This window comes from Corynebacterium sp. UMB6689, from assembly GCF_030215295.1.
In the GTDB taxonomy this organism is placed as follows: Bacteria; Actinomycetota; Actinomycetes; order Mycobacteriales; family Mycobacteriaceae; genus Corynebacterium; species Corynebacterium aurimucosum.
Genome location: NZ_JASOLS010000025.1, coordinates 1 through 22,536, shown reverse-complemented (window position 1 = coordinate 22,536; position 22,536 = coordinate 1). Strand labels below are relative to the sequence as shown.

The 22,536-nt window shown below is 58.1% G+C and carries 18 protein-coding genes, 1 other RNA gene and 3 pseudogenes; 13 read left to right on the top strand and 9 right to left on the bottom strand.

The genetic code is table 11. The features are described from left to right. Nucleotides 1–23 precede the first annotated feature (23 nt). Together smpB and QP363_RS11475 are read left to right on the top strand one after the other, a co-directional pair. Nucleotides 24–527, top strand: coding sequence for an SsrA-binding protein SmpB (gene smpB / locus QP363_RS11480; protein WP_010189093.1), 504 nt, complete (start codon nucleotides 24–26; stop codon nucleotides 525–527). 10 nt (nucleotides 528–537) lie between these two features. Beyond that, nucleotides 538–894, top strand: a complete 357-nt coding sequence (locus QP363_RS11475; RefSeq protein WP_070444178.1) for a DUF488 domain-containing protein — start codon at nucleotides 538–540, stop codon at nucleotides 892–894. On the opposite strand, the gene QP363_RS11470 is transcribed toward QP363_RS11475, so the two are convergent. Then, nucleotides 891–2,162, bottom strand: coding sequence for a septum formation initiator (locus tag QP363_RS11470; RefSeq protein ID WP_070444176.1), 1,272 nt, complete (start codon nucleotides 2,160–2,162; stop codon nucleotides 891–893). The genes QP363_RS11475 and QP363_RS11470 overlap by 4 nt on opposite strands. A gap of 211 nt (nucleotides 2,163–2,373) precedes the next feature. Here QP363_RS11470 and ssrA point away from each other — a divergent pair. Beyond that, nucleotides 2,374–2,753: a transfer-messenger RNA gene (ssrA, locus tag QP363_RS11465) on the top strand. 173 nt (nucleotides 2,754–2,926) lie between these two features. Further along, nucleotides 2,927–3,082: pseudogene (locus QP363_RS11460) on the top strand (site-specific integrase); the annotation flags it as partial. 9 nt (nucleotides 3,083–3,091) lie between these two features. Here the strand turns inward: QP363_RS11460 and QP363_RS11455 are convergent. From QP363_RS11455 to QP363_RS11440, 4 genes are read right to left on the bottom strand one after another with little or no spacing between them, the layout of a single operon-like run. Continuing rightward, on the bottom strand, nucleotides 3,092–3,946 hold the full coding sequence (locus QP363_RS11455) for an ABC transporter ATP-binding protein (protein ID WP_070717218.1): 855 nt from the start codon (nucleotides 3,944–3,946) through the stop codon (nucleotides 3,092–3,094). Further along, on the bottom strand, nucleotides 3,943–5,049 hold the full coding sequence (locus tag QP363_RS11450; RefSeq protein ID WP_141754748.1) for an iron chelate uptake ABC transporter family permease subunit: 1,107 nt from the start codon (nucleotides 5,047–5,049) through the stop codon (nucleotides 3,943–3,945). The genes QP363_RS11455 and QP363_RS11450 overlap by 4 nt, the downstream gene beginning before the upstream one ends. After that, nucleotides 5,049–6,074 (bottom strand): iron ABC transporter permease, encoded by a 1,026-nt coding sequence (locus QP363_RS11445; RefSeq protein WP_070717220.1) that lies wholly within the window; start codon nucleotides 6,072–6,074, stop codon nucleotides 5,049–5,051. Before QP363_RS11445 ends, QP363_RS11450 begins: the two co-directional genes overlap by 1 nt. Then, entirely contained in the window at nucleotides 6,071–6,340 is a 270-nt protein-coding gene (locus tag QP363_RS11440) for a hypothetical protein (protein WP_141754747.1), read from the bottom strand. The genes QP363_RS11445 and QP363_RS11440 overlap by 4 nt, the downstream gene beginning before the upstream one ends. A gap of 630 nt (nucleotides 6,341–6,970) precedes the next feature. On the opposite strand from QP363_RS11440, the gene QP363_RS11435 reads away from it, so the two are divergent. Further along, nucleotides 6,971–7,954, top strand: a complete 984-nt coding sequence (locus QP363_RS11435) for an ABC transporter substrate-binding protein (RefSeq protein WP_284764642.1) — start codon at nucleotides 6,971–6,973, stop codon at nucleotides 7,952–7,954. A 245-nt stretch (nucleotides 7,955–8,199) separates the two neighbouring features. Further along, nucleotides 8,200–9,999, top strand: a complete 1,800-nt coding sequence (locus tag QP363_RS11430) for a siderophore-interacting protein (protein ID WP_246823966.1) — start codon at nucleotides 8,200–8,202, stop codon at nucleotides 9,997–9,999. 171 nt (nucleotides 10,000–10,170) lie between these two features. On the opposite strand, the pseudogene QP363_RS11425 reads toward QP363_RS11430, so the two are convergent. From QP363_RS11425 to QP363_RS11410, 4 genes and pseudogenes are all read right to left on the bottom strand, one after another. Then, a pseudogene (locus QP363_RS11425) lies at nucleotides 10,171–11,752 on the bottom strand (phospho-sugar mutase). 3 nt (nucleotides 11,753–11,755) lie between these two features. Beyond that, complete coding sequence (gene deoC, locus QP363_RS11420; RefSeq protein ID WP_070512024.1) at nucleotides 11,756–12,403, bottom strand: deoxyribose-phosphate aldolase; 648 nt, start codon at nucleotides 12,401–12,403, stop codon at nucleotides 11,756–11,758. Further along, nucleotides 12,400–13,062 (bottom strand): annotated as a pseudogene (locus QP363_RS11415) (MFS transporter); the annotation flags it as partial. The pseudogene QP363_RS11415 and the gene deoC, both read right to left, overlap by 4 nt. Beyond that, the gene (locus QP363_RS11410) at nucleotides 13,053–13,211 is read right to left on the bottom strand and encodes a hypothetical protein (protein ID WP_158010535.1); all 159 of its coding nucleotides are present in this window, start codon (nucleotides 13,209–13,211) and stop codon (nucleotides 13,053–13,055) included. The pseudogene QP363_RS11415 and the gene QP363_RS11410, both read right to left, overlap by 10 nt. A 973-nt stretch (nucleotides 13,212–14,184) precedes the next feature. Between QP363_RS11410 and QP363_RS11405 the strand changes: the two genes are divergently transcribed. From QP363_RS11405 to QP363_RS11375, 7 genes are all read left to right on the top strand, one after another. Continuing rightward, nucleotides 14,185–14,871 (top strand): DJ-1/PfpI family protein, encoded by a 687-nt coding sequence (locus tag QP363_RS11405; protein WP_284764641.1) that lies wholly within the window; start codon nucleotides 14,185–14,187, stop codon nucleotides 14,869–14,871. Between the two features lie 232 nt (nucleotides 14,872–15,103). Then, the gene (locus QP363_RS11400; protein ID WP_070525610.1) at nucleotides 15,104–16,774 is read left to right on the top strand and encodes an AbgT family transporter; all 1,671 of its coding nucleotides are present in this window, start codon (nucleotides 15,104–15,106) and stop codon (nucleotides 16,772–16,774) included. A gap of 4 nt (nucleotides 16,775–16,778) precedes the next feature. Further along, nucleotides 16,779–18,134 carry a M20 family metallopeptidase gene (locus tag QP363_RS11395; protein ID WP_070525608.1) on the top strand — a complete coding sequence of 452 codons (1,356 nt, stop codon included), beginning with the start codon at nucleotides 16,779–16,781 and terminating at the stop codon, nucleotides 18,132–18,134. A 174-nt stretch (nucleotides 18,135–18,308) separates the two neighbouring features. Next, nucleotides 18,309–19,340: a siderophore ABC transporter substrate-binding protein gene (locus tag QP363_RS11390; RefSeq protein ID WP_070444168.1), complete on the top strand. Its 1,032-nt coding sequence runs from the start codon at nucleotides 18,309–18,311 to the stop codon at nucleotides 19,338–19,340. Between the two features lie 35 nt (nucleotides 19,341–19,375). Beyond that, entirely contained in the window at nucleotides 19,376–20,377 is a 1,002-nt protein-coding gene (locus QP363_RS11385) for an ABC transporter permease (RefSeq protein WP_070444165.1), read from the top strand. Beyond that, complete coding sequence (locus QP363_RS11380; protein WP_246815695.1) at nucleotides 20,374–21,432, top strand: iron chelate uptake ABC transporter family permease subunit; 1,059 nt, start codon at nucleotides 20,374–20,376, stop codon at nucleotides 21,430–21,432. The genes QP363_RS11385 and QP363_RS11380 overlap by 4 nt, the downstream gene beginning before the upstream one ends. Then, nucleotides 21,429–22,184, top strand: coding sequence for an ABC transporter ATP-binding protein (locus tag QP363_RS11375; RefSeq protein ID WP_070444161.1), 756 nt, complete (start codon nucleotides 21,429–21,431; stop codon nucleotides 22,182–22,184). The genes QP363_RS11380 and QP363_RS11375 overlap by 4 nt, the downstream gene beginning before the upstream one ends. The last annotated feature ends 352 nt before the right edge of the window (nucleotides 22,185–22,536 follow it).

Below are 22,536 nucleotides of genomic sequence, written 5' to 3'. Positions count from 1 at the left end.
AGTAGCGTAATATAGTTCGAACTATGGCGAAGAAGGCAAAGAAGAAAAAGGCGGCCGTCGACAATAACTCGACCTTGGCCACCAACCGACGTGCCCGCCACGACTACACCATCCTCGACACCCTGGAATGCGGCATGGTGCTCGTGGGCACCGAAATTAAGTCGATGCGCGAAGGTAAAATCTCCTTGGCAGATGCCTTCGCCACCATTGACGACGGCGAGGTCTATATCCGCAACCTCCACATCCCGGAGTATTCCCAAGGCTCGTGGACGAATCACTCGCCCAAGCGCACACGCAAGCTGCTGTTGCACCGCAGGGAGATTGACAAGCTCATGGGCCAGGTGCGCGACGGCAATAAGACGCTGATCCCGCTCAAGGTGTATCTGAAGGACGGCCGCGCCAAGTGCGAGCTCGGTTTGGCCAAGGGTAAGCAGGACTACGACAAGCGCGAAGCAATCAAGCGCCGCGACCAGGACCGCGACATCACCCGCGAGCTGGGCCGCCGCGTAAAGGGGATTAACGCCTAACCTGGAAGCCATGATTTATACGGCTAAGGCTCATGATGTTATTCGGGAAGATGAGCAGCCGCGTGGGGTAGCGGTGCTCGTCGATAAGCTCTGGCCCCGTGGCGTGGCCAAGGAGCGTCTGTCCTATGACCACTGGTTCAAGGATGTCGCGCCCAGCCCGGGGTTGCGTAAGTGGTGGGGGCACGATGCTGACACCTTCGAGGAATTTGCCCGGCGCTACCGTGCGGAGCTCGACGAGAACGACGGCGAGGAGTTGGCGCGCTTGCGCCAACTAGCGGAGGATGGTGACGTCACCCTACTTTTCGCCGCCAAGGACCGCGAGGTCAACCACGCCACTGTTTTGAAGGCGTGGTTAGAGGAACGCTAGGAGAAAAGGCTCCAGATGGTGGCGCCCACGGCGATGAGACCCGTGATGACGACGAAGACGTTGCTGGGGCGGCCGCGGAATTGCTTCAGAGCGTCGATGCGGTGGATGGCATACATCGGCAGCAGGTACAGGATCGAGGCGATGAAGGGGCCGCCGATGGCCTCGATGAGACCCAGAATTGAAGGGTCGATGATGGCCACGATCCACGCACAGACAAAGATGATGCCGTGCATGATGGAGTTGAGCTGCTTTTCCGAGAGCTTCTCGGTGGCGCGCGGCGCGGCGCTGCGCAGCAGGAAGTTGCCGCCCTCGGTAGCTCCCAGCACGTGGCCGAAGTAGGAGGAGATAATCGCAATCATCGCGATGATCGGGGAGAGGAAAGCCAAGACCGGGACACCGGTGACGTTGGCCAGGTAAGACAGGACCGGCAGGTTTTGCTCGCGGGCCTCGGCGAGACCGTCCGCACCAAGCGTGAGGGTACAGGACCACACGAAGAACATGGTGAATACGGTGAGCAGAATTGCGGTTAGTGCCAGCGCGCGCGAGGCGTTCTCCGAGCTCTTCTCGCGGCCGTGTGCGGCGACCATGGCCAAGGAGAACTGGGAAATCGCGGGGGAGTGGTTAAAGGAGAAGACCAGCACGGGGATGATGAGGGCGACAGCACCGACGACGCGCCAATCATTGTTGCCCACCTCCATGAAGGAGGCGATATCCCAGCGCGGGATAAGGTAGATGGACAGTGCGCCAAGGCAGAAGATCAGCGGGTAGACCAAGAACTGCGTTACGGCCAGCACCATGCGTTGACCGAAGGCGAAGACGATGGTCATGATGCCCACGAGGAGGAAAGCCAACAGCGGGCGTGAAATCGTGGGTCCATTTAATTGGTTGACGATGAAGCTGTTGACCGTATTGGTGATCGAAACGCCATAAATGAGGACGATGGGGAAGATGGCGCAGAAATAAATCACCGAAATGATAAAACCTGCGCTCTTGCCGAAATAGTCCGTGACCACTGCGGTGATGTCCTCGCCCTGGCGTGGTGACGCACAAATCATGCGGGCCAGACCGCGGTGGGAGAAGTATGTCATCGGCCCAATCAGAATCGTGGCCGCGAGGAGGGGCCAGAAGCCGAAACTGCCCGCGTTGATGGGGAGGAAAAGAATGCCGGCGCCTACGGCGGTGCCGAAGAGCGAGATGGCCCACTCGGTGTTGCTTGCTGGGCTTTTAGCGTCTTCCGGGGAACTGGTGGTTTCGGTATGTGTGCTCACTTTGCAGCCTTTAACAAAGTAGGAGTATCGGACTCACACACCTTAACAGCGTTTAAGTTGATGCTAATCACAAGGGGGTGCTTATGAAAGCTATGCCTCATGTGGCCTGGGGTGAAGCTTGCGGGAATAGGGGCAGGTGCAGTAGCGTTGAACAGACCGTAGGGCGCATAAAGATGCGTTCTGCGCAGCTTTCACAGCAATGTGTAAATGAGGGGTCGACTTGGTTTCGACTTCGTACATTGAGCCAGGGGAAGCGTGCCGGTGCAGGCTAGAGACCACCGTTAAGCGTCGTAGCAACCAATAAACGCAGAGAAGAACTCTCAGCGTGACTACGCCCTCGCTGCCTAATTACAGCGACGCGTGTCTGTCAGCCTAGGTTTGGTTCCTGACCTAGATCCTGGCATCGACTAAGGAACTTGCCTGACCGGTTTGTTGTTCGGCCGGTTGGGGACTTCTAGAGCAACTGGGCCCATCATCCGGAGCGAGTTTGCCCGAGCCGGAGGGCCGAGTAGAGATCCTGTGCAGACTGCGCACGGAGAAGCCCTGGCGAGATGACGAAGGACCCGGGTTCAATTCCCGGCGGCTCCACAGATAGCATTTCCCCTGGTGAGCGTTCACCGGGGGATTTGCTGTATCTGTGCAGTTCATTGGCATGATACTGTGTTGCCACAGGTGGCCACGAGTTGCCACTAAATGACTCTGATTAGGGAATGAATAGGGAACGTTTCCCTAGTCCCTAGTCCCTCGTTGTGGAAGGTGTGGCAATGGCACGGAGGAAGGCTGAGCGCACGCGCCGGGCATTCGGCAAGGTGTCGGTTAAGGGCAAGCGCGTCTATGCGGAATACACCGGGCCGGATGGTGCGTTTCACCGCCCTGGGCATTCCTTCCCCTCAAAGATTGATGCGGAAGGTTGGCTAGCGGAGGAATCCTTAGCTGAGGGAGGAACTAAACCCAGGGCGCTTCATTCTGAGTGGAACGATGAGCGGATCTCCAGTCTCCGGATCCTCGATCACCCGTGCCCGCAGATCAAAAGCCTGCTGCAGCAGCTCTGCGGTGATGATATCGGCGGGTGCGCCGGAAGCTATTACCTGGCCTTCCTTCATAACCACAAGGTAATCGGAGTAGCGCACCGCCAGGTTTAGATCGTGCAGCACCATTACTACGGTTCTTCCTAGTTTCTGACGCAGGCTATCGACAAGTTCGAGGATGTCCACGGAGGTAGCCAGGTCAAGGTAAGTGGTCGGCTCGTCTAGGAAGAGGATGTCGGTGTTTTGCGTTAGCACCATGGAGATCCACGCCCGCTGGCGCTGGCCTCCGGAAAGCTCATCCAACGTACGGCTCGCAAGATCTGCAGAACCGGTCTGGCTTAGAGCCGCGAAGACTGCTTCCTCGTCGGTAGAGGACCACTGCCGGAACCATGCTTGGTGCGGGTGCCGACCGCGGGCTACCAGATCGGAGACCAACAGGCCTTCAGGTGCCACGGGTGATTGGGGCAACACTGCCAGTTTTCGGGCGACGTCCTTGCGCTTGATGGCCGAGATATCTTGTCCATTTACATATACGGTCCCTGTATCGAGGTCGAGCAGTCCGGACATGGCACGCAGCAAGGTCGATTTACCGCACCCGTTGGGCCCCACGATAGTGGTGATTTTTCCCGCTGGGAACGTGGCGTTGAGATCGCGGATGATGGTGCGCTGGCCGTAGCCTACCGTGACCGAGGAAGCGACCACGCTACTGGTGGTATTCGGTTGGTCTGCGCTTGACTGAGGTATGGGGGAGGTCATGCGTCTGTGCTCCTAGTGCGTTGAACGAGTAGGTAAATGAGGAAGATACCGCCCAGCGCGGAGGTGACAATACCCACCGGAAGTTCCACCGGCAGAATAGTTTGGGTCACGATGTCCGCACCTAGTAACAGTACTGCGCCGGTAAGAGCCGACGCCGCAAGCGGGGGACTGGGTACGCCGCACATCCGAAGGGCTACTTGAGGCGCTACAAAGGCGATAAATCCGATGGGGCCGGCAGCGGAAACAGCTACCGCAGCTAGCGCTACGGCCAACGCCAGCATTGCCACCTGCACGCCGTTGACTCGCTGGCCCAGCGCTCGGGCTAGATCGGGTCCCAGAGTGGTGGCCAGCGTTTGGTGGGAGATCCAAGCCAGCAACGGGGCGCATACAATCACAAGGGCGACCATGGGGATGGTGGTATTCCACTCCGACTTGGCCAGGGACCCGGTGAGCCAGAACTGTGCCTGGCTGGCATCCCGCAGTTCCGCGCGGACCATGAGGAAATTGATGTAGGAACTTAGCAGCGCGGTAATGATGATGCCCACGAGTACGAGGCGGTAGGAATCCGCGTGGCGCCGCCAAGCCAACGCCCAGATAACCGTGGTGCTCAGTATCGCGCCCAGAAACGCGGCCAAGGGAATCCCAATTCCAGCGAGCCAGCCGGCGAAGCCACTGCCGCCACCGCCGAGCACGATGACCGTTACGGCCATGGCAGAGGCGCCCGTGGTGATGCCGAGGATATCGGGGCTGGCCAACGCGTTCCGGGTGACCGTCTGGGTTAGCGCTCCAGAAAGTCCCAGTGCGCAGCCGACCGCGATGGCTGTGGCTACTCGAGGCATGCGCCACTCGAGGACCACGAGTTTTTCCACGCGGGATCCTTCCCCATGAAAGATCACCTGTAGTACTCGGGGGACGGAAATAGGGTAGTCGCCCAGTCCGATGGAGAGTGCTCCTAAAAAGACAATGAGCGCTGTGGCGATAAGACACACCAGCACCACCCGCGGGCGCCAGAGAAAGGAGATTGGCCCAGCTCGGAATGGCACCCTGCCCGGCATCTGCCACGAAGTGCTTTGTTTATCCTGTACAGCCTTGTTATGTCGTATCACAGCGTCATCACCTTTTTCCGAGAGATTAAGGCGAGGAAGAACGGCGCGCCAACGAATGCCAATACGATGCCCACTTGGAGCTCCCCGGGGCGGGCGATGAGGCGGCCCACTACGTCCGCACACAGCAACAGTGCCGCGCCGGCCAGTGCAGAGTAAGGCAAAATCCACTTGTAATCTGGGCCTGTGAGAGCCCGGACAATGTGGGGCACTACCAGACCAATGAAGCCCAGCGGGCCCGCTGCAGCCGTGGCCGCCCCGGCCAGCAGTGCGATGATGCCCATGCCGCCAAGTCTTGCGGCCGCGGTGTTGATGCCGAGTCCTGCGGCCACGTCGTCGCCTAAGTTCAAGATGTTCAACTGTGGGCCGGTGGCAAACGCCAGGATCAGTCCCAGCACTATAAACAGCAGGATGCCTAGTGCAATGTTCATATCCCGACCGGCAAGGGAACCGACGGTCCAAAAGCGCATTCGATCCAGGTTATTGTCATTGGTGAGAACGAATGCGCTGGTAATGGCGCTTAATACCGCCGACAGTGCGGCTCCGCCCAGTACTAAGGTCAAAGGGTCCACTGCTGCTTTGCCTGCGGAGGCTAGGCCGAAGACTAGTGCAGTGGCTGCGATCGCGCCGAGGAAGGCTACTACTGCGGTGGCCCACGGGGCGGTGATGCCAAACAGAGCGAAGCTGACCACAACGCTCAGGGCCGCGCCGGAGCTGACACCGAGGATTCCCGGATCTGCCAGGGGATTGCGGGTATGGCCCTGAATGAGAGCACCGGCCACTCCCAGTGCCGCCCCCACCATAATGGCCAGCAGGGTGCGCGGTAGCCGCAGCTCGGCTACTACGCGTTGATTGGTTGGAACTTCGTCTTGGGAGCCGCTCGCCCCTGGGAGATCCCGCAGCGCGGCCCACACATCCTCCGCAGGAATGGAACGGGCACCGTACAGCAAACTGCAGATCGTGCCGCCGAGGACCAGTAGGAACAGTACCCCTAGGCCCAGTAGGCGGGTAGTGCGCACACTCATAGCGTGGCCTCCAATCCCTGCAGTGGCTGCCAGCCCGCACCTAGCTGCAGGCGACCACATAACCGAGCCTGTTGGCCTGCCCACTGCTGCTTTCCGATGTCCGTGAAGTAGGCCCTAAAGAGTGCCCAGTAGGCGCTGGTGCTTCGGTAGTCTGGCCCGGACAAAACCATGAGGAGCTCCGAGTCCAGATCCAAGGGTGCTGTGACCCGATGGCCCAAGAAGGACGAGAGACGCTCATGACCGGTCATCTCTGCCATATCGATCACGATGGGAAATCCTAAGTTGTGGGGGCGGGAGAGGTGCGTAACGGTGAATTCGTCCCAGTGCGGTTGACAAAATTCCATATATCCCGACGTGCCCACAGGATCGTTCCTCCGCGATCGGGTACTTGCCACCTCTGGAAGGGGAGGGGAGCTTCGGCCGAGTTGTGGCTCAGACTTTTGCTGGGGGTGGTTGTCAATCATGGGAAAACATATTACAGCACGAAGTAAGGTAAGCCTTCATTTACTTAAGGGGCGTTCAAAATAAGTTGCTGGAGATTAGGGGTTGGCGTAAATGCGGCTACGCCGCTGGCGTCGGCATTCGGCATAACGACAGAATCGGGGGCGATACTCCGCGTATCGAAAAGACGATCCAGAACTTATCGTGACCGTGTCCTCGGACATTGATGAAAATGTATACAAGTAGCTGTCTGATATCGCCCCTGTCGTTGTGCGAAAGGGTGAAGGTATACCCCTTTAGATAGGTAATAACTATAGATCAATAACTAGAATAAACTATTGCAACGTGGCATAGGTAATGCTAACCTAACTTAAAAAGTTACCTTCGGGTCTACCGAAAACTCTGATGAAAAGAGCTGAAAGGTAGCTTGAGGAAACCGACTTTAAGGATAAAGGATGTCAGTAAAAAGAGGTGCGCGGTCATTCATTGCTGCCGCTATCTGTGCCGGATTAGTTCTGTCGGGCTGCTCGTCGAACGATTCAACCGATGAAGCGGCAACAACCTCCGAGGTTGCAGAAGACGTGACCATTGAGCACGCACGGGGAACGGACACGTATCCGGTCAACCCGCAAAACGTGGTTGCCGTAGGAACGGCCGTTGATAACCTGCTGGAACTTGGAATTAAACCAGCTGCCGTTGTGCAGCATAGAATAGACAAGAACTCGCCTTGGCGCGAGGCCAAGCTCGATGGCGTCAAGGTGATCGATCAGACAGACTTCAAGACTCTGCCCCAGGAACAAATCGCGGCAATCGAACCCGACTTCATCGTTGGCGACTACTGGACAATTTCCGAGGCTAATTACAAGGAATTGTCTGCAATCGCACCGACTCTCGGCGGAATCTCCGATAAGGGTGAGGGAATTAGCTGGGAATCTCAGCTAGAAGCTTTGGGCAAGATCTTCAATAAGGAATCCGAAGCGAAGAAAGCTATTGAAGAGGATCAGAAGCGTTTCTCCGACGCAAAGGAAAAATTGCCTAACCTCTCCGGTAAAACCGGCGTTGTTTCCCAGTTCGCCCAAGGCTCCTTTGGCGCCGTTGCTGACCCTGAGGATCCGGGTGCTTCCTTCATCTACGATCTGGGCATGAAGTTCCCGGACAAGCTGACGGACGGATCCGTCCCAGCTAATAATGGCCGCGTCACGCTTTCCCCGGAAAATGTTTCCTACCTAGCCGCTGATTTCATGGTTATTTATAACCGCGACGGCTCAATCGAAGAGGTTGAAAATATTCCGGGATACAAAGATTTGCCACAGGTGAAAGCCGATGCGACTCTCGCTGGTGATTCAGCCGTCGTCGCCGGACTTAACAACCCGACGAGCTTGAGTCGAGCTTGGGTATTGGATAAGACGATGCCGACGCTGGAAAAGGTTGGAAAGTAGTCAAGGCCCGCACAACCCTGATACCTGCTAGAAGGGGCTCACTCCGTTGCAGCAGGTAGTCATGAACGCCTTCCGATTTATCGGAAGGCGTTGTTTTAGGTGATGAAGTCCAAGGAAGTGGTGAGTTCGTTCTTGCCTCTCCGGCAACGAAATAAAAATCAACTTGACCAAAAGGAATGGTTAAAACTATGCCCAGAAACAGTCGAGGTAGAGAAATTTATCCAATCTCTTACCGGGAATTATATGTGCAAAATGTCGAAGATATATCGCCATGCATGCGGCGCATTACGCTCAGCGGAGAGCAACTCCAGGAGCACAAACACGATGGTATTTCCGTTCCTGCATTATTAAGCAATGGTTTTGATGACGACGTTCGGCTGATCTTCCCGGATCCGGAAACTGGAGAAAGGCCGCACCCAATCGCCCAAAAAGATGGCAACCTACTGTGGCCAGAAGCTGTCAAAAATCTATTCCGGACATACACAGTCCGCCACTTTGACGCTGCTAACCAGCGGTTAGCAATAGATTTCGCGCGCCACGGTGAGGGCCTAGCAGAAAACTGGTCACAGAACGCTCGAATAGGTGACGCCATTTTTGTGGCAGGTCCGAAGTCTTGTGCACAGTTACCTACGCATACCGATTGGCTATTTTTGGCAGGAGATGAGACTGCGCTCCCGGCAATTGGCCGCTGCGTAGAATCACTCCCGTGCGGGCACCCTGCGATTGCGGTGATAGAGGTTCCTACGAGCGCTGATATTCAGAGCTTAGACATTTCCGATTCAGTACAGGTCCACTGGGCGGTACGCGAACGGGGTGAGGACTTCGTGGAAAAGACTAGGGCGCTTTTTGAAGCTACTTCTCCTTCATTATTGCCTGATGGCGAAGGATACGTATGGGCGGCAGGGGAAGCTTCTCGGCTAAAACCGCTGCGCCGTTTGTTTAAAGCTTCCGGAATTACCCCTGAGCATCAAGAAATCACGGGCTACTGGCGGCGTACTAACCCGAAACACGGCAAAGGAAACGCATCGAGCAGTAGTAATAGTGTTTTGCATAATATCCATGATTTAGCTGAGTTGAACTCGGCCTTTGCGCTTCGCACTGCAGTACGTTTAGGACTATTTCAAGAAATCGATGCGGGTGCCAACACAGTCCCTGCCCTTGCTGTTGCGGCAGAACTTCACGAGGAGGCTTTGGGAAGATTTGTCCGTTACTTGGCCGCTCTTCAACTCGTCGAAATCAGCGGGAACGCCCTCACGTTGACTGCAATGGGAATGGAACTGGCGGACCCAGATTCAAATGCGGTGCGCTGGTTAAGCGGGCCTGCGCATCTTGAGGCGATGGCGCTGATGCGACTTGAGTACAGTCTTCGTACCGGTGAGTCAGCACCTCAAGGGGAAAAGGGATTGCCGTGGTCAGAGTATGTTAGCCGTGACCCACAACTCGTGGCCGAACGCTTTGAGCAAAAGAATGTGAGCGCTGGGTGGACTGCTCCTTCGGCAGCTAAGGCACTACAGCAGTATTTAGATGAAACCGCTCGCGTTCTCATCATTGGCCAGGGAGGCGCGGTATATGCAGATGAAATACTCCGACGATGGGAGCATGCCCAGAGCCGTATTATCAGTGATGCTTCCTCGGAAGCGGTGCTACAGGAAATCGCAGTAACCTCTCGTGCACGATGCGAGACGAATGGCGAGGGAAGCGGTTTTTATCCCACTGAAGTGGACTATGTGTGGGCAACTGATGTAGTTTTCATCGATCCCTGGGGTGTCTTTGGTAGCGAGGAAGTAGCTCACCAATTAAACCGTGCAATAAGTAAGGATACGTTCCGGCGGGTTTATATCTTTACCGAGGTTATCGATACGGTAGGCGGAGATGAGCATTCCTATGAAGAGGACATGGTGAGGCTTTCCATGTTCGGCACCAAGATACCGACTCAGGAAGACATCAACGCTGCTGTCGCTGACAACGGCGCTTTTATTGCCTCCACCACGGCTGTTGGCTGGGGTAAACGCCTTTTCGTTCTTGAGGCAGAGGCGAAATCCTAAAGAGGAACTGCTGAGGTTTCCCTCGTGTAGTCGACACCCTGGCTGAGGTCAAAGAAAAATGCCGAAGGAACCACGGTGTCTATGCTGCGGTTCATGCCGGATAAAAGCCGCTGCTGTCCCTGTGAAAGAGAATCCGAGGGCAGCAGCGGCTAAAGCGTAGAGCGTGGCGGCTTAGAGCCCGAAGTACTCGCGCAGATCGGCGGCGATGGCATCGAGGCGATCGGCGTCGGGAGACTCGAGGTAGCACTTGAGCTTGGGCTCAGTGCCGGAGGGGCGGACGATGACGCGGTCATCGTTGTCGGTGAAGAACTTCGAGCCTTGGGCGAACTTTTCCACCTTGGTTATAGGGGAGCCAGCAAGCTCGGTCGGTGGGTTCGCGGAGACCTTCTCCATTGCTTGAGCAATGAGGCTCAAGTCTTCTACGCGGAAGGTCAACGGCTGCGTGTGCAGGGCGCCAACCGTGGCGTAGATTTCTTCCAAGCGGCCTAGCAAGCTAGTTCCAGCGGCCTTGCATTCAGCGGCAAGGCTGGCAAGTACGACGGAAGTAGAAATGCCGTCTTTGTCGCTGACCGCGGCGGGATCGGGGCAAAAGCCAATGGCCTCTTCATAGCCGAAGGATAGCTCTGGGGTGCGGGCGATCCATTTGAAACCGGTAAGCGTTTCCTTATGGCCGAGACCGTAGTGCGCGGCGATGCGCCCGAGCAGGCGGGAGGAGACCAGGGAATTGGCGAAGTTACCGGTAGCGCCGCGGCGAGCAAGGTAATCGCCCAGGAGGGCACCGGTTTCGTCGCCGCTTAGTTGGCGCCAAGAGTTTTCCGCCGTGGGGACGGCGGCGGCGCAGCGATCAGCATCTGGGTCATAAGCGATAAGGATATCGGCATCGATCTCCTCAGCGTGCTTGATTCCAAGGTCTAAGGCGCCGGGTTCTTCCGGGTTGGGGAAGGACACCGTAGGGAGGTCAGGGTCGGGTTCGGCCTGCTCGGGCACCAGCGAGACGCGGAAGCCACAGCGGGAAAGCAGTTCCTTGCCGAGCTCGGCCCCCCACGCCGTGCATGGCGGTCAGCGCGATGGTGATATCGGTATTGTCACCGACTAGCTGGGCGGCGCGGTCGAGATAGTCCTCGCGGGTATCGACGTCCTCGATGCGCTCAGAAGAAAGCGCAACCTCGTCGGCATAGGGAGCCGCAGCGATAGCGGCGGCAATTTCGGAGTCTGCCGGAGAAATAAGCTGCACGCCCTCGCCTGGGCCGGTGGCGATGCGGCCGCCCAAGTACACCTTGTAGCCGTTATCGGCTGGAGGGTTGTGGGAGGCGGTGACCATAATGCCGGCATCTGCGCCCAAGGAGCGAACCGTAAAAGCCGTCAGTGGGGTCGGGTTCTGTGCAGGCAGAACCAGGGCCTTACCGCCGGCGGCGGAGATGACCTGGGCGGCATCGCGCTGGAACTGCGCGGAACCGTGGCGGGCATCGCAGCCAATGACGACGACCGGGGCATCGACCTGCTGGTTGAGCCAGGTGATAAGCCCGTAGGTGGTGCGGATGACCACGGCGCGGTTCATACGGGATTCGCCCGCCCCCACGGCGGCGCGCAGGCCCGCGGTACCGAAGTTCAAGGGGCCAGCGAAGGTCGCGGCGAGTTCTTCGGAATTGCCTTCCTCGATCCACGTCAGTACCTGGCGGGCGGTGTCCGCATCCGGATCGTGTTCGGCCCAGGTGCGGGCGTAGTCGACATCGAAGTTCGTGTGTGCGGGCATGGCTTAAAGCTCCTCGAGGATCTTGGCGGAGGAAGACAGCCCCAGGCGGGTAGCGCCGGCTTCGATCATTGCCAGTGCATCCTTGCCGCTGCGGATGCCGCCGGATGCCTTAACGCCGAGAGCGTCGCCTACGGTCTCGCGCATGAGCGTGACCGCGTGGGTGGACGCACCGCCGGCGGGGTGGAAACCGGTGGAAGTCTTGACAAAGTCCGCCTGGGCGGCTGCGGCGGCCTTGCAGGCGAGGACAATGGCGTCGTCGGAAAGCGCGGCAGACTCGATGATGACCTTGAGCACCTTGCCAGGGATGGCATCGCGCACGGCCTGGATTTCGGCCTGCAGATCCTCGGCGCGGCCCTCGATGGCCAGGGGGATATTGATGACCATGTCCACCTCTTCGGCGCCATCAGCAACCGCGCGGGCTGCCTCAGCGGCCTTAATCTCCGGCTTTACGGCACCGGAGGGAAAGCCCACGACGGTGGCGATGTGCATGGATTCTGGAACCTCGATGGGCAGGGCGGACGGGGAAACGCAGACGGAGTAGGTGCCCAGCTCGGCCGCCTCATTGACCAAGGCGCGGAACTGCTCCGGGGTGGCCTCCGGCTTGAGCAGGGTGTGGTCGATGATGGAAGCAACGTCGGTGCGGGAAGTCATAATTGTTCTCCTGAGCGGGTTAGGCGGGATTCGGAACGGGCCATCTTGAGGTCAGAGACGACGTACAGGGCAATACCGATGGCGGCGACTGCCGCGAGGATCCACAGCACGGTGTTATAGCTGGTGAGGTCCTGCAGCTTTGCCGTATAGGCAATGCCCAGTGGGATGGCGATATTGATGGTCAGGTTATAAAAGCCAATCGCGATGCCGGACTTGGTGGCGGTGATATTGCGCAGTGCGGTATTGACCAGCGGGGCGTACATCAGCGCAAAGCCGGAGGCAAAGGCCACGATGGCCAGGATGAGTACGGCGACGTGAAGCTGCACGAAGAGCGCGGCCGCCACCAGCGCGCCGGCGACAAGGGCGAAAGCGGTGTAGATGGTGGCGCGAGAGGACAAAACGCCACCGATCTTGCCGGAGAAAATACCAATGAGGATGGCGCAAATATAGCCCGGGATCATCAGCAGGGAGGCCTTATCGATGTTCATGCCGTGCAGGTCATGTGCGGCAAATGGCAGCAGGAAAATGAAGCCCATCTGGGTGGAGTAGACGAAGAAGACCATGAGGATGGTCCACACATAGCGGCCGTTAGTAAAGAACTCCGGGGTGACCACGGGGTGCTTGGCGTGGCCGATGTGGATGATGAAGCCTACGACGCCCCGGTGGTGGCACCCTTATTCTTGTAGAGGCGTTGGCCGCATAGAGTGTGGATTACTCCGTGTGGTTCGATGTGGTGAATGAGGTGCCGCAAGCGTGGCGTGCCGGTACTCCGGCGTGCCGGGTTGGTGGTGGTTTGTGGGGTGGTCATGGTTGCCTTTCCTGGTGCTATTAGGGAAGGATTAGGGAATTTTCCCGTCCTTATTTCTTGAATTGCGCCTGTGACCTGCTGTGTTGTGGTGTGGGGGTTCAGTCCCCGGCGGCTCCACCGGAAAGCCCCAGCTAGATAACGTTCTAGCTGGGGCTTCTTCTCGTTTTGTATCCCTGGCCTGCAGTAATGGCGCATGTCCGGTGCGTGCAGGTAGGGCCACCCGTGTCCCACACCAGTCCCACAAAAGCCCAATCAAGCCCCGACGGCTCCACAAATAGCATGAGTGTTCACCGAGGGGAATGCTGCATCGAGACCGTTTTGGCGGCTAAGCTTGGGTAACAGCTGTCTGACGGGAAGCGCCAGGGGGTTCTGAATAGAGAAAGAAGCGTGAAACCGCTAGCAGGCTTTCTTGAGTTCCTTTAAAGGGGGTAGAAGTGATCGCTTTCGCTGGGACTATCACAGCCGTGCTAGGGCTGAATGTTGTGGCGAATGAAACTGGTGCGAATGCCGTGGGGTTCGTAGTTGCAGCTATTCTCTTGGGGTTCGGGCTCGCTCCCTTTGTTGGGGATTCTCTGGAGCGCCATATTCCGGTTTCGCTGTGGCGGCGGATGTCATTTTCTCGCGTTGCTAGCCGTCGGTGGGGTGTCGAGCGATTCAATGCTGTGCTCACGCGAATCGGATGGAACGGCATGATTTTAGCGATGCGCAGAGAAGAGTCTGCCAAGTGTGAAGGGGCGACCCCTCTTCGTCCCATGCGAGCGTCGGCAGCCGGTCATGCGTGGGGATTGTTGCTCCATATATGTAGCGCTGGATGGTGCGCTGCGGCAGACGGATTGTTAGCGGCTACAGTTCTTCTTGTTGTCGGGGTTGTGGGCCATTTGTATCCGGTTTTGCTTCAATTACGTGTGCTCACGGATGCTCGGGGGAGGTAGTTCAATATCGGTGTCGTTGCAGCCTGCTTTAGGATGGCCGCATGGATACCGAATCTCTCCGCATTGCGGTCGTCTTGTTTGAGGGCTTTGAGCTTCTCGACGTCTTCGGGCCCGTCCAGCTGCTTCAAGCGGTGCCTGATGTCGCCGTTGTTTTCGCAGGACCGGATGGTGGGCCAGTTGCTAGCTCGCAGGGCGTGGAAGTGGTGCCGACAATGTCTTATGGGCAGATTGAGCCGGCCGACGCCCTTCTCATTCCCGGCGGCAAAGGAACCCGGCAGCTCGTGGGGGACGAATCTTTTCTGTCGTGGCTTCGTGAGGTGGGTGCACAAGTGCCTTGGGTCGCCTCCGTGTGCACGGGTTCTGCGGTCCTGGCGGCGGCTGGGCTCTTGGAGGGCTACACCGCGACGAGCAATAAGCGTGCCTATAGCTGGGCCACGTCCTTCGGGGGCGATGTGTCCTGGCAGCCGGAGGCGCGGTGGGTGCACGACCGCAATCGATGGACCTCCTCAGGTGTTGCGGCGGGCATGGATATGACGGTCGCGCTCATTGCGCACCTCGTATCAGACAGTGCTGCCATCAATGCTGCCAACTTTGCGGAATATGATGCGCACCGCGACAGTGAGTGGGATCCTTTCGCGCGGCTTTATGGGCTGGCGCCGGCGAGCGGTGACGAAGCTGAGCGTGGGGACGTAACGTTCGGGCAATCTGGTGACGCTCACGGTAGATAAGAGGCTAAAAACTGGCGATTTTTGGCCACTATTTACCGTGGGCGTAGTTGGGGAGAGCCTGTAGGTATGCGGAGGTGAGCGGGCGGCGAGAAAGCGGAGTCGGAGTAGGTCTGGCCGAACAAAATGTGATACAGGGCAAAAATATTTGTTACCCAGGTTACATTCCCGTGGTAGCCTTTCCCCAACAGTGTGACGTGGAACACTGGGACTGACCCCTACGACAGGAGTACCCATGAACAGCCCATCCAATGCAGCGCCACAAGGCGGCGCTGGTACCACGGAGAAGTCGAAAGCAAATCCCGCCAAGGCTGAGCAAAAATCGAGTCAACAGTCCAGTGGGGGAATGCTGGATAAGTTCCTCAATGGTGTCGAATACATCGGCAACAAGCTGCCGGAGCCCTTCACTATCTTCCTGATTCTTTTCCTCATTACAGGCGTTCTCTCCACCATTATGGCGAAAATGGGCGTCGAGATTAAGATTCCCGGATCGGATGAGATCCAGCCGGTCAAAGGCCTGTTCACCGGTGAGGGGCTCACGTGGTTCACCACCACAATGGGTGAGAACTACATCAACTTCCCGCCGCTGGTGACAGTGCTGCCCATCATGCTGGCAGTTGGCGTGGCGGAGCGCTCCGGAATGCTCTCGGCGTTGATTCGCAAGCTCTTCGGTTCCGCGAAACCGTGGCTGCTTCCGTACGCCGTCGGCGTTATCGGCGTGACCGCCTCCGTCATGGCGGATGCCGCCTTCGTCATCGTCCCGCCGCTGGCCGCCATGGTCTTCAAGGCTGCGGGCCGTCATCCGGTGGCGGGTCTGATCGGCGGCTTCGCCGCCGTGGGTGCGGGCTATTCCACCGCCTTGGTGCCAACTTCCCTGGACGCGCTCTTTGCCGGTATTACGACCGCGGTCATGGAGACCCTGCCGAATACTGAGTTCGCTCCGGTTAACGCCATGTCGAATTACTACTTTAACGTGGCTTCTTCCATCGTGCTCGGTGTGCTGGCCGGCTTCATCATCGACAAGGTGATCGAGCCGCGCATGTGGCAGCAGGAAGTTCCCACCGAGGAAGATATCGATCCTGAGGATGCCGCCGAGCGCGGTGACCGCGACGAGAATGGCGAAGAGCTCACCGCTGAGCTGCGCCCGGCCGAATCCAAGGGCCTCATCTGGTCCGGTGTGGCCACGGTCATCCTCACCGCCATCATTCTCTTCGCAGTTCTTCTGCCGGAATCGCCGTGGCGCAATGAAGAGGGCGGCTTCTTGCCCAAGTCCCCGCTGCTGAATTCCATCGTCTTCATCGTCTTCGCCTACTTCTTGGTCCTCGGCGTGGTCTACGGCAAGGTTGTCGGCACGGTCAAGGGAATCACCGATGTTGTGAACATGATGATCGGCGCGCTCAAGGACATGATGAGTTTCCTCATCTTGGCCTTCATCCTGGGCCAGTTCGTGGCGCTCTTCGCCTGGACCGGTATCGGCACCTTCACCGCGGTGAAGGGCGCGGCCTTCCTTGAATCCATCGGGCTTACCGGCTTCCCAGCTATTTTCGCCTTCATCGCGCTGGCGTCCTGCCTGAACCTGCTGATTATTTCCGGATCCTCGATGTGGACGCTCATGGCCGCGGTCTTCGTGCCCATGTTTGCCCTGCTGGGCTATGAGCCGGCGTTTATTCAGGGCGCATTCCGCGTTGGTGATTCCGCAACCCAGATCATCACCCCGCTGAACCCGTACATGATTGTCATGCTGGGTTTCCTCCAGCGCTATGAACGCGAGGCAGGCCTAGGAACGCTGATGTCGCGCCTCGTTCCCTTCGTTATTCCGTTCTTCACCGCCTGGGCAATCCTGCTGGCCATCTGGTTCTACGTAGATCTTCCGTTGGGACCGGGCAACAACGTCATGATTGGTTAAGCGCATGAATCAACGCAACAATCCATCGACAGCGTATTTGGAAGCGATGGAGGAGGGGGTCGCCAAGCGCGTGGCGTCTGCAGCACCACCGGAAAAACAGGGTGAGGACTACCCGGGCCAGGCGAAGCTCTGGGAAGCGGCGGCCGCGCGGGCTGAGGCCTTGCGGGAGAAGGCCGCGCACATCGTCGCGGACCTGCACGCTCACCCTGAAACGGCCTTCGAAGAACATCGTTCCATGGCGGTGCTCGCGGACATCGTTGAAGAGCATGGCTTCTCCACGTGCCGCGGGGTCTACGGCGTGGAGACCACGTTCGAAGCTTCCTGGCAGAGTGCAGATTTCGACCCTGAACGGCATCCCACTGTGGCCATCCTGGCGGAATACGATGCCCTGCCTCAGATTGGGCACGCGTGCGGGCATAACGTCATCGCCGCAGCGGGCGTTACTGGATTCTTGGCGGCTACTGCCGTGCTGGACGCCGCCCCTCCTATGTCCGGTCGCATCCTCCTCCAGGGGACCCCAGCGGAGGAGGGGCATTCCGGCAAGGAATACATGATCCGCGGCGGCAGCCTCGAAGGGGTCGATGCCGCGGTGATGATCCATGGCTTTGGCTATGACATCGGTGCGCATGCCTGGGTGGGCCGCCGCATTCTGCGCGTTCGTTTTCGCGGCGTAGCCGCTCATGCCAGCTCCCAGCCTTTCATGGGGCGCAACGCCCTTGACGCTGCGAGCCTGGCCTACCAGGGGATTGGGCTTATGCGCCAGCAAATGCCGCCATCGGATCGCGTGCACGCCATCATGAGTGGTGGCGATCGCCCTTCGATCATTCCGAGCGAGGCGGAAATGACCATTTACGTGCGCTCGTTAGGAACGCGCACACTCATGGATCTGTCCGCCAGGGTGGAAGACATCGTCCGGGGCGCGGCACTCATGGCAGGTATCGAGGTGGAAGTCGACTGGGATGAGCACCCGATGACCCTGCCCGTGCGCAATAATGCGGCGCTGGTGGATCGGTGGTCGGCCACGCAGGCGCGCCGCGGACGCACCGCGCTGCCCGCTGGGACGGTGCCGGATACAGTGGCCGCCTCGACTGACTTTGGCAATGTCTCTCATCTCGTGCCCGGCCTGCATCCAATGGTGAAGGTATCGCCAACTGACGTGGCCCTGCACACGGAGGACTTTGCGCGCTGGGCTGCCACGCCGCAGGCGGTAGATGCGGCCGTTGATTCGGCGGCGGGTTTGGCACAGGTTGCCCTCGATTTCTTGGCGGATCCGAATTTCCGCCACGCGGCGCGGGAGGATTTTGATAGGGAAGGGCCAGTGTCGGTGAGTGATCTCATCGCGAAGAAGGGGGAAGGCTAAGCGTAAACATTTTTTTCTAAAAGGCATGTCACGGGCTATCGTGCGGAGGTCTGCTACCCCCGTCATGAATTAGGAAACATGAGTGTTCTTGAAGGGTAAGCCTTACTTGAGTTAGGTTAGGCGCTGTCCTTATTTGCCAACTGTGGTTAGCCACACCTAATATGCAAGGAAGCTATGTTTAACCTTTCTCGCCGTGCCTCGCGCACGACCGCCGCCAAAGTTGCCGCAACTCTCTCGGTCGCAGCGCTTGCTCTCACCGGCTGCTCTTCCAGCCAGTCTGAGGAGACCGCTGAGCCGACCGAATCCGCGGCGGCAGGCGCCTCCACCATCACCCTGGAGGATAACTTCGGCTCGAAGGAAGTCACCCTCCCGGTGGAGAACCCCGCGGTGACGGATAACCGCGCCTTCTCTATCCTGGCGCAGTGGGATATTGACCTTGCTGCTGCACCGCTGAGGCTGGTACCGAAGTCGCTGCGAGACACCTACAACAAGGACACGGTCGAGGTTGATCTGGGCTCCCACAAGGAGCCGGACCTTGAAGGTCTGGTAGCTGCAGAGCCGGACGTCGTGTGGAACGGCCAGCGCTTCGAACAGCACCAAGAGGACATTGAGAAGCTGCTCGAGGATGTCCCGGTGCTTGACTTCGAGCCGCGCGATGACGAAGACTTTTTCGACGAACTCAAGCGCCACACTGAGGCCCTGGGCCAGGTTTTCGGCCACGAAGAGGATGCTGCGAAGCTCATCGAGGATTTCGACGCCGCTGCTGAGCGCGCTAAGAAGGCCTACAACCCAGAGCAGAAGGTCATGGCTGTGAACACCTCCGGCGGTGAAATCGGCTACATCGCTCCCGGTATCGGGCGCGTGTATGGCCCGGTCTTTGAGCTGCTTGGCCTGACCCCGGCCCTGGAGGTCTCCAACGCCTCCGATGACCACGAGGGTGACGATATCTCCGTTGAGGCCATTGCCGAATCCAACCCGGATTGGATCCTCGTCATGGACCGTGATTCCGCTATCTCCAAGGAAGGCCAGGATGTCACGCCGGGCGAGAAGCTGGTCAAGGACAACGCGGCGCTCAAGAACGTTACCGCTGTGAAGGAAGGCAACGTTTACGTGGCGCCGAATGACACCTACATTGATGAGTCCATCATTACCTACACCGAGATCTTGAACGCGCTTGCCGACGCCTTCGAGAAGGCCAACGCCTAAACAACTCTCTCGGCAGCCAAGGAGGAGACTAAACCGTGACGGTGAAGAGCAGCGCTGCGGCAGAGCACTCAGCTGTCAGCCCGCGTAACTCCCGCGGACCTGTGCTGACCTGGAAGCTAGGCCTCGGCGTGCTCGGCGTCATCGCGCTGCTCCTCCTTTCCCTCATGGTGGGGGAGTACAGCATCCTCGATAATGAGGACGGCTGGTCCATGTTCTTCACCACCCGCATACCGCGAACCGTGGCGCTCGTCTTGGCGGGCGCTGCGATGGCGATGAGCGGTTTGGTCATGCAGCTGCTGACCCAAAACCGTTTCGTGGAACCCACGACGACGGGAACCACCGAGTGGGCCGGATTGGGCCTGCTCTTTTCGCTTATCCTTTTCCCGCACTCATCCGTGCTGGTGAAAATGGTCATTTCGGTTTCCTTCGCGTTTGTGGGAACCATGGTCTTCTTCGCTTTCCTTCGCCGCGTGGCGCTGCGCTCCTCACTCATCGTGCCGATCATCGGCATCATGCTGGGCGCTGTCGTTAGTGCCGTATCCTCCTATGTGGCGCTCGCCACGGATACCTTGCAGCAGCTCGGAATCTGGTTCATGGGATCCTTTACCTCTGTCTATGAGGGGCAATACGAGGTCCTGTGGATCGTCCTGCTGGTTCTGATGGCGGTGTATTTCTACGCTGACAAGCTCACCGTCGCTGGGCTGGGTGAGGATATCGCCACCAATATTGGGTTGAACTACCAGCGGATGATTCTGCTGGGCACTGGGCTCATCGCGGTGGCGACGGGCGTTGTCACCGTCGTTGTCGGCGCATTGCCGTTTCTTGGCCTTATCGTGCCTAACGTAGTGAGCATGATTCGCGGCGATGACCTGCGCTCTAACCTCCCGTGGGTCTGCCTGCTCGGTATCGCCACGGTGACCTTATGCGACCTCATCGGCCGCACCATTATTTCCCCGTTTGAAATGCCCGTATCAGTCATCCTGGGCATTGTGGGTGCTATCGTGTTCGTCGTCTTGATCGTGAGGTCGACCAAGTGAGCGTACGTATCTCTATCCCAGCGACGAAGGAACCTGTGCAAACGTCACGTGCCCAGCGAAACGTGGGTAGCTTCCAGTCTGCTGCTGCGGCGCGAAAGTACTGGATCATCCTTGCAGCCTTGATCGTTGCCGGGCTGGTTTTCGCCTTCGGGCTCTTGGCCTATGACAACCCCATGGATTTTGGTACCCGCAAGTGGTGGCTGATTGCACGTCGCCGCGCTGATGCGGTGACCGCTATGGCGATCGTCGCCGTATGCCAGGCCGTGGCTACGGTGGCTTTCCATACGGTGACGAACAACCGGATCCTTACTCCCTCCATCATGGGGTTTGAATCCCTGTACGTCGCGATTAATACAGCCACGATCTTTTTCCTTGGCGCCTCCGGCCTAACTCAGGCCCGCAACATGGGAACCTTCCTTGTGCAGCTTGTGCTCATGGTGGGCCTATCCCTCGTGCTGTACTCCTGGCTGCTGACCAGCCGCCGCAACAATATGCATGCGATGCTGCTCGTGGGCATCATTATCGGTGGTGGTCTTGGTTCGTTGTCGACGTTTATGCAGCGCATGCTCACGCCCAGTGAATTCGATGTGCTGACTGCACGCCTTTTCGGTTCCGTGAATAACGCGGAGAGCGAGTACTATCCCATCGCCATACCGTTGGTTCTCGCGGTGACGATGCTGGTGTTCCTGAACTCCCGGCAGCTTAACGTGCTAGCGCTGGGACGCGATGCCGCGACGAACCTTGGTGTTAACCACAAGGTCAATGCAATCTACACGCTGATTTTGGTCTCCATTCTTATGGCAACAAGTACCGCGCTTGTAGGGCCCATGACCTTCCTTGGCTTCCTCGTGGCAACCTTGGCCTACCAGGCAGCGGAGACGTATGACCACCGTTTTTTGTTCCCAATGGCAATTGCCACGGCCTTTGCCGTTCTCACCGGCGCCTACTTCCTCATGCAGCACGTCTTCTACGCGCAGGGCGTGGTCTCCATCATTATTGAGCTAGTGGGCGGCAGCGTCTTCCTTCTGGTCATTCTGCGAAAGGGCAAGCTGTGATCAAGCTTTCCAAAGTGTCCAAGTCCTACTCCGGTGAAACCAACATCGGCCCCATTGATCTGGAGATCCCCTCCGGCGGTATCACTGCGCTGATTGGGCCGAATGGTGCGGGCAAGTCCACGATGCTGACGATGATCGGCCGGCTTCTCGACGTCGACGAGGGCACCATCGAGGTCGCCGGTTACGACGTGTCCTCCACGAAATCGCAGGACTTGGCGAAGATCCTTTCCATCCTGCGTCAGGAGAACCACTTCATTACCAAGCTGACCGTGCGCCAGCTGGTGAGCTTCGGCCGTTTCCCTTACTCGAAGGGGCGTCTGACTGCGGAAGATGAAGAGATAGTCTCGCGCTACATCGACTTCTTCCACTTGCGTGAATTGGAGAGCCGTTACCTCGACGAGCTATCCGGTGGGCAGCGCCAGCGCGCATATGTGGCGATGGTGCTCTGCCAAGAGACGGACTACGTGCTTCTCGACGAGCCCCTCAACAACCTAGACATCTCACACTCCGTCGAGATGATGAAGCATTTGCGGAAGGCCGCCAAGGAATTTGGCAGAACGATCATCATCGTTCTCCATGACATCAACTTCGCTGCTCGCTATGCCGACTATATTTGTGCGGCCAAGGATGGGAGCATCGTTTCCTTCGGTAGTCCGGAGGAAATCATGCGCGATGAGATTCTCACGCCCATCTTCGAAACCCCAATCACCGTTATTGATAGCCCGGATGGGCTGTTGGCCTGTTACCACTAGCTATTAACATTCAGGTGGACTTCCCGATAGCGAAGAAAACCGCCCTAGGACGAGCACAAAAAGTGCTCCTTCCTGGGGATTTGTTGTTTGTTGGGGGTGTGCGTATATTTATCGAGGTCGCCGCGAGGTAGCCGGGAGGTTAACTGGTGGTAGATGTTCGGGCAATGGTTGTTCGGCGGGTTTGACTTTGGTTGAGCTTGTTGGGTAAGGTTGTTCGGGCCGCTGCAAGAGGGTTAACGGTTGGTTAATTTTTGTTGTGGTGTGCGGATGATGTTTGAGAACTCAATAGTGTGCCAATGTACTTTTTTGTTGGTTGATTTTATTTGTTCTGGCCGTGTTGTGCCGTATGTGT